The 4,531-nt window shown below is 68.6% G+C and carries 5 protein-coding genes and 1 pseudogene; 3 read left to right on the forward strand and 3 right to left on the reverse strand.

What is annotated here, in order from left to right; genetic code table 11:
- Positions 1–128 precede the first annotated feature (128 nt).
- Both ACWCPY_RS42950 and ACWCPY_RS42955 read left to right on the forward strand, forming a co-directional pair.
- Positions 129–289, forward strand: a pseudogene (locus tag ACWCPY_RS42950) (IS5/IS1182 family transposase); the annotation flags it as partial.
- 239 nt (positions 290–528) lie between these two features.
- Positions 529–978: a hypothetical protein gene (locus ACWCPY_RS42955; RefSeq protein WP_451274599.1), complete on the forward strand. Its 450-nt coding sequence runs from the start codon at positions 529–531 to the stop codon at positions 976–978.
- Positions 979–1,482: 504 nt separating this feature from the next.
- On the opposite strand, the gene ACWCPY_RS42960 is transcribed toward ACWCPY_RS42955, so the two are convergent.
- The 3 genes from ACWCPY_RS42960 to ACWCPY_RS42970 all read right to left on the reverse strand — a co-directional run bounded on the left by ACWCPY_RS42960 (position 1,483) and on the right by ACWCPY_RS42970 (position 3,404).
- Entirely contained in the window at positions 1,483–2,004 is a 522-nt protein-coding gene (locus ACWCPY_RS42960) for an N-acetyltransferase family protein (protein ID WP_451274601.1), read from the reverse strand.
- Complete coding sequence (locus ACWCPY_RS42965; RefSeq protein ID WP_451274603.1) at positions 2,001–2,246, reverse strand: hypothetical protein; 246 nt, start codon at positions 2,244–2,246, stop codon at positions 2,001–2,003. The genes ACWCPY_RS42960 and ACWCPY_RS42965 overlap by 4 nt, the downstream gene beginning before the upstream one ends.
- 246 nt (positions 2,247–2,492) lie before the next feature.
- Complete coding sequence (locus ACWCPY_RS42970; protein WP_451274605.1) at positions 2,493–3,404, reverse strand: NmrA/HSCARG family protein; 912 nt, start codon at positions 3,402–3,404, stop codon at positions 2,493–2,495.
- A gap of 101 nt (positions 3,405–3,505) precedes the next feature.
- Between ACWCPY_RS42970 and ACWCPY_RS42975 the strand changes: the two genes are divergently transcribed.
- The gene (locus ACWCPY_RS42975) at positions 3,506–4,138 is read left to right on the forward strand and encodes a TetR/AcrR family transcriptional regulator (RefSeq protein ID WP_451274607.1); all 633 of its coding nucleotides are present in this window, start codon (positions 3,506–3,508) and stop codon (positions 4,136–4,138) included.
- Positions 4,139–4,531 lie beyond the last annotated feature (393 nt).

A 4,531-nucleotide genomic window follows, 5' to 3' on the forward strand; every position in this document is an offset into this window, starting at 1 on the left:
AGATACGCGCCGACCTCCATCTCGGTCTGCTCCAACTCGCCTGCAGCATCATCTGCTTGAGACGACTCCGAACCGCATTCTGAAACGATCAGTAAGGTGCGGCTCTTTTGAAGTGACGGTCGGGGTCAATCGTCATCGATGTTGACACCCGGCTCGTCGTCGTGGCCGGCCGGCCCCTGCCCGCAACCACAACGACTGCACGGCGTGGGTGGAATCCGGTGCGAAGGCCGCCGTCGGCCGCACCATGACGGTCGCCGACGGCGGCACGACATTCTCGGGAACGCTTATCTGCGTGGCCCCGATCTCCGGGATGCCCGTCGCGGGAGCGGTGTGCTCGGTGTAGCCGTACCCGTAACTCGGCGGGACAAGGGGAAGGTGAGGGCGCGAAGATCCCACGGAGGTATGGGAGTTGACCTTCACGCCGCCTCCACACATACTGAAGTTCAGTGCAATGTCACATTGTAACTGCATCCTGAGTGCGTCAGTGATGCCTATGAACGACGCTTCTGAACAGGGAGAACTACCCTCATGTCTCGTATCGCTCTGCTCGCCACCGCGGCTGCGGGCCTGGCCTTATTCGGCGCGGCCCCGGCCACCGCCGCACACGCCCCCACCACCACTGCCACCACCGTGACGTGCGGTCCGTCCGCCCTCCGGGTGGGCTTGTCGACCAAGGTGTGCGCCGAAGTCACTGGCAACAGCGTGCAGCTGTACGGCCAGATAAGCCTGGCGGGCCCGCCCAGCCCGGGCTCCACGCTCCCGGTCAAGGACCTGACCACGACCCTCACCGGCAACGCCGTCGGCGGCACCTCCCTTGGCCACCTGGTGCAGCCGGTCCGTTTCCAAGCCGCGACCACCCCGGTCCGTGGCGTCGGCGGCACCGTCCCCTGCGGCTCGACCGTCCACGCCGAGTTCACCTCATCCGCCCTCGGCAATCCCTCCAGCCCGGTGACCCTGGACGTTCCGGTCACTTGCTGACGAACGTCCGACACAATGAGCAGGCTGCGCGGCTGGAACCGGACGCGGAGCCTGCCCGCGGCAGCGAGAGCGGTTACTTCGAGCAGCCCTTGAATTCCCCGTCTCCCACGCTGTGCGGCAGATGGCCCGCCAGGGGGGGGTGGCCCGAAGATGAGGTGACCCCGGCGGTGTGGACACTCTGACAATTGGATCTTGCAGATCCGAGGAAGGGTGTCCTGGTGGGACGGAAGTCTCCGTATCCGGCGGAGTTCAGGAACGATGCTGTCGCGCTATACCGCGCGGCGGGCGGGAAGCGCACGTATGCGGCGGATGTCGGGGTGACCGGCGAGACGCTGCGGAGGGCATACGTGCAGGTCGGCGGCACGTGGCTGTATCTCGCCTGCGTCCTGGACATCTACTCGCGCCGGGTACGCCCTGTCCAACGACGGCGCGACTCCGGCGTTACGAGCGGCCGAGCAGGCTACCGAAGGCGCGGTGAACCAGAACTGGAAGCGTCGGGTCGCTCTACGCGTCGGGGAGGCCGCGGAGCATGACGGCGTAGAGCGGGGAGTCGGGGAAGGGCCGGCGCTCGCCGATCTTGTGGTAGCCCCATGCTTCGTAGAGGGCCTGGACGCGGGGGTGTGTGGTGTCGACGAGGAGGGTGACCAGCTGCTCGGGCCGGGAGTCCAGGAGGGCGTCGTGAAGTCGCTGGGCGAGGCCGGTGCCACGCCACTTCGGGCGGACCATCAGCTCGGACAGAGCGAAGGTGGTGCCCGGGGTGGGGGTGGGGGAGAGGTGCCCGCGCCAGGTCTCGCGGCCGAGGGCGGCGGTGGCGCCGTAAGCGAAGCCCGCGGGCTGGCCGGCGTCGAAGGCGATGACGCAGTCGAAGGAGGGCCTGGCGCCCCAGTGATCGACGAACCAGGCGAACTTCTCCGTCTGGTGGAAGGGGTCGTCCATCTCGGTGGCGTAGGCGTCGGCGTGGACGTCGAGGAGTATCTGCCGGACCGCGGGCAGATCCGCGTGGCCGTAGCGGCTGATGGCGCTCATGTGCGGCTCCAGTTGGTGCGGTGGCGGTCGGCCCACTCCCGGGTGACAGACGCGTTCGGGGCGGTGGTGATGAGGTCGCGGTAGAAGTCGCCGAGCAGGGTCCGCAGCCGTCCGGGCAGGGCTGCGCCGCCCAGGAGCGGGAAGATGTCGGCGGTGGTGGCGGCTGCCTGGTCGAGGTCGCCCTGGTGGAGCTGGGCGAGCGCGAGCCGGGCGGTGGCGAACGCCCTGTTGCGGGCGAACACGCCGGGCAGGGCCGTGAGCGCGTGGTGGGAGGCGGCCTCGGCGGCGGGGGAGTTGCCGAGTCGGTCGTGGACGATCGAGGTGATGGCGTGGAGCTCGGCCCGGCCGTAGAACGCGATCCAGCTCGGCCGCGGGCGGGCCGGGTGGCCCGATTGACCCCCGTCGAGTACGAGACCATCATGACCCCAGCCGCAGCCCTGGCTGCATAAACCCCGCTGTCACCCAACCCTGCAGCAGTCCCGATGCCTCTAGCCGGACACGGGTGTCAACTGCTTATAAGCCCACTCGGTGAAGGTGGTGAGCGGGATGCCCAACTCCCGGGCGAATGCGGGCCGGGCGGGCTGGAGGACCACGTTGTTCCACTCGTGTCCGGCTCCCCACGTCGGCATGCCTGCATTGAGAGCCTCTTCCATGGTCATGGAGGGCGCGGTCACGGGTACGCCCCATGCGGCGGACAAGGTCTGCGCGATCTGCTCCATCGTGCGCAGGTCACTGGCCAGTTCCAGTTCCACTTGGTGGAACCGGTCGGGGTCTCGGAGGGCGTGCGCCGCGGCCGTGCCGATGTCCCGCACGGCCACTAGAGCCAGTTCGGTGCCCGGCTTCAGTACCGTCAGCAGTCCGCCGCGGGGCCCCCTGGGCGCCAGCAGGGGCAGGTTCTCCATGAAGAAGGCGGGCTTGATCACCGTCCAGCGGGCGAAACCCGCACCACGTACCGCCTCCATGATCGCCTGCTTGGTGTGGAAGTAGTCCGCCATCGCCGCCCAGCGACCCTCGGCCCAGCCGGCGACCCGGGTGTGCTCACCGACTCCACTGGTCGAGGACTGTACGAACTGCCGTACTCCCGCCGCCTTCGCCGCGTCCACCAGGTGGGTGGCCTGGGCGAGTTCGTCCGCGAAGTCCACGCTGGTCCCGGTCATCGGCGGCATCTGCACAGAGAAGACCGCGCGGACCCCCTCGAGTGCCGGTCCGAGGGAGGCCCGGTCGGAAAGATCCGCCCGCACCAGTTCGGCGCCCAGCGCCTCGATCGCCTGGGCACGCTTCGAGCCCGGATCGCGTACGAGCGCACGTACGGGCACCTCGGCGGCCAGAAGTGCGCGAGCCGTGGCCCCACCTTGCTGGCCGGTGGCGCCGGTGACCAGGACGATATTGCTGCTGGGCATGGTTGCTGCTCCTCACGGATCGGAGAGGCAAAACGGCGGGGCCCGCCGTTTTGCCTGTCGCTAAGATATGGCGGGGCCCGCCGCTTAGCAATGAGGAGATCATGACCGGTCGCCGCTCGGATGCCCGACGCAACTATCAGCGCATCCTCGCCGTCGCCGAAGCCGAGGTAGCCGCGCACGGCGCCGAGGCATCCCAAGAGCAGATCGCCCGCACCGCAGGCGTCGGTTCGGCGACCGTGCGCCGTCACTTCCCCACTCGCCGTGCCCTTCTCGAAGCGGTCTTCCAGGAGCGCATCGAGGGCCTGTGCGAGCACGCCCAGCGGCTGAGCGCGACCGAAGACGGCCGCACCGCACTCCTGGAGTGGCTCCACGCCTTTGTTCTCTACGCCGTCTCAGCCCGCGGATTCGCCCATATCCTCAGCTACGAGCCCCCCACCGAAGAACCCTCCCCGAACAGCTGTGGCAGCAAAATCGAAGCAGCCGCAGCTCCCCTGCTCCAGCGGGCCATTCGCGACAAGGCGGTTGCACCGCACGTCACCTTTCACGACCTGCTGACCCTCTCCGTCGGCATCGCCCTGGCCACCGAGCACCACACGGACCCCGATACCCAGGCAGGCCGCCTCTTCCGCCTCGCTGTGGAAGGGCTCAGCCCTGAGCAGGGCACAGCCGGGGTGCCGGGAGGCTCCGGCTCTTCGGTACCGGTGACAGAAAGTCTGCCGAATGAGCGCGCGTGACAAGTGGGATGCCGCCCGGCTCGCCACCACCGAGCCCGAAGCCGTCGACGTGCTCGCCGCGTTCCTCGCCCGCGCCCACCCCAGGGCCCCCTGACCGGGCACCCCCAGCGTCACGCTCACAGAGCGTGTGCGTGACACTGGCTGTCACGCACACTCCGGGAAGCGTCACGCCACCTCGAATACGTCCGCGAATGTCCGTTTCGGCGGCCATCCAGGGCCGTCCAGGCCGGGATCCGCGGGCAGGCGTGACACATAAAAGTTCAACCCTCTGAGTGCCGGTGATCTGTACGGACCGTGATCGCGGAGACCGGGTTCGGCTGGAGTGGTCCCGGGCCCGGTTGCCCGGCGATACCGTGGTGGGGCCCGCCAGTTCTGCCCTCTGGAGTCCTCGAT

This window comes from Streptomyces sp. NPDC002403 (assembly GCF_053593015.1).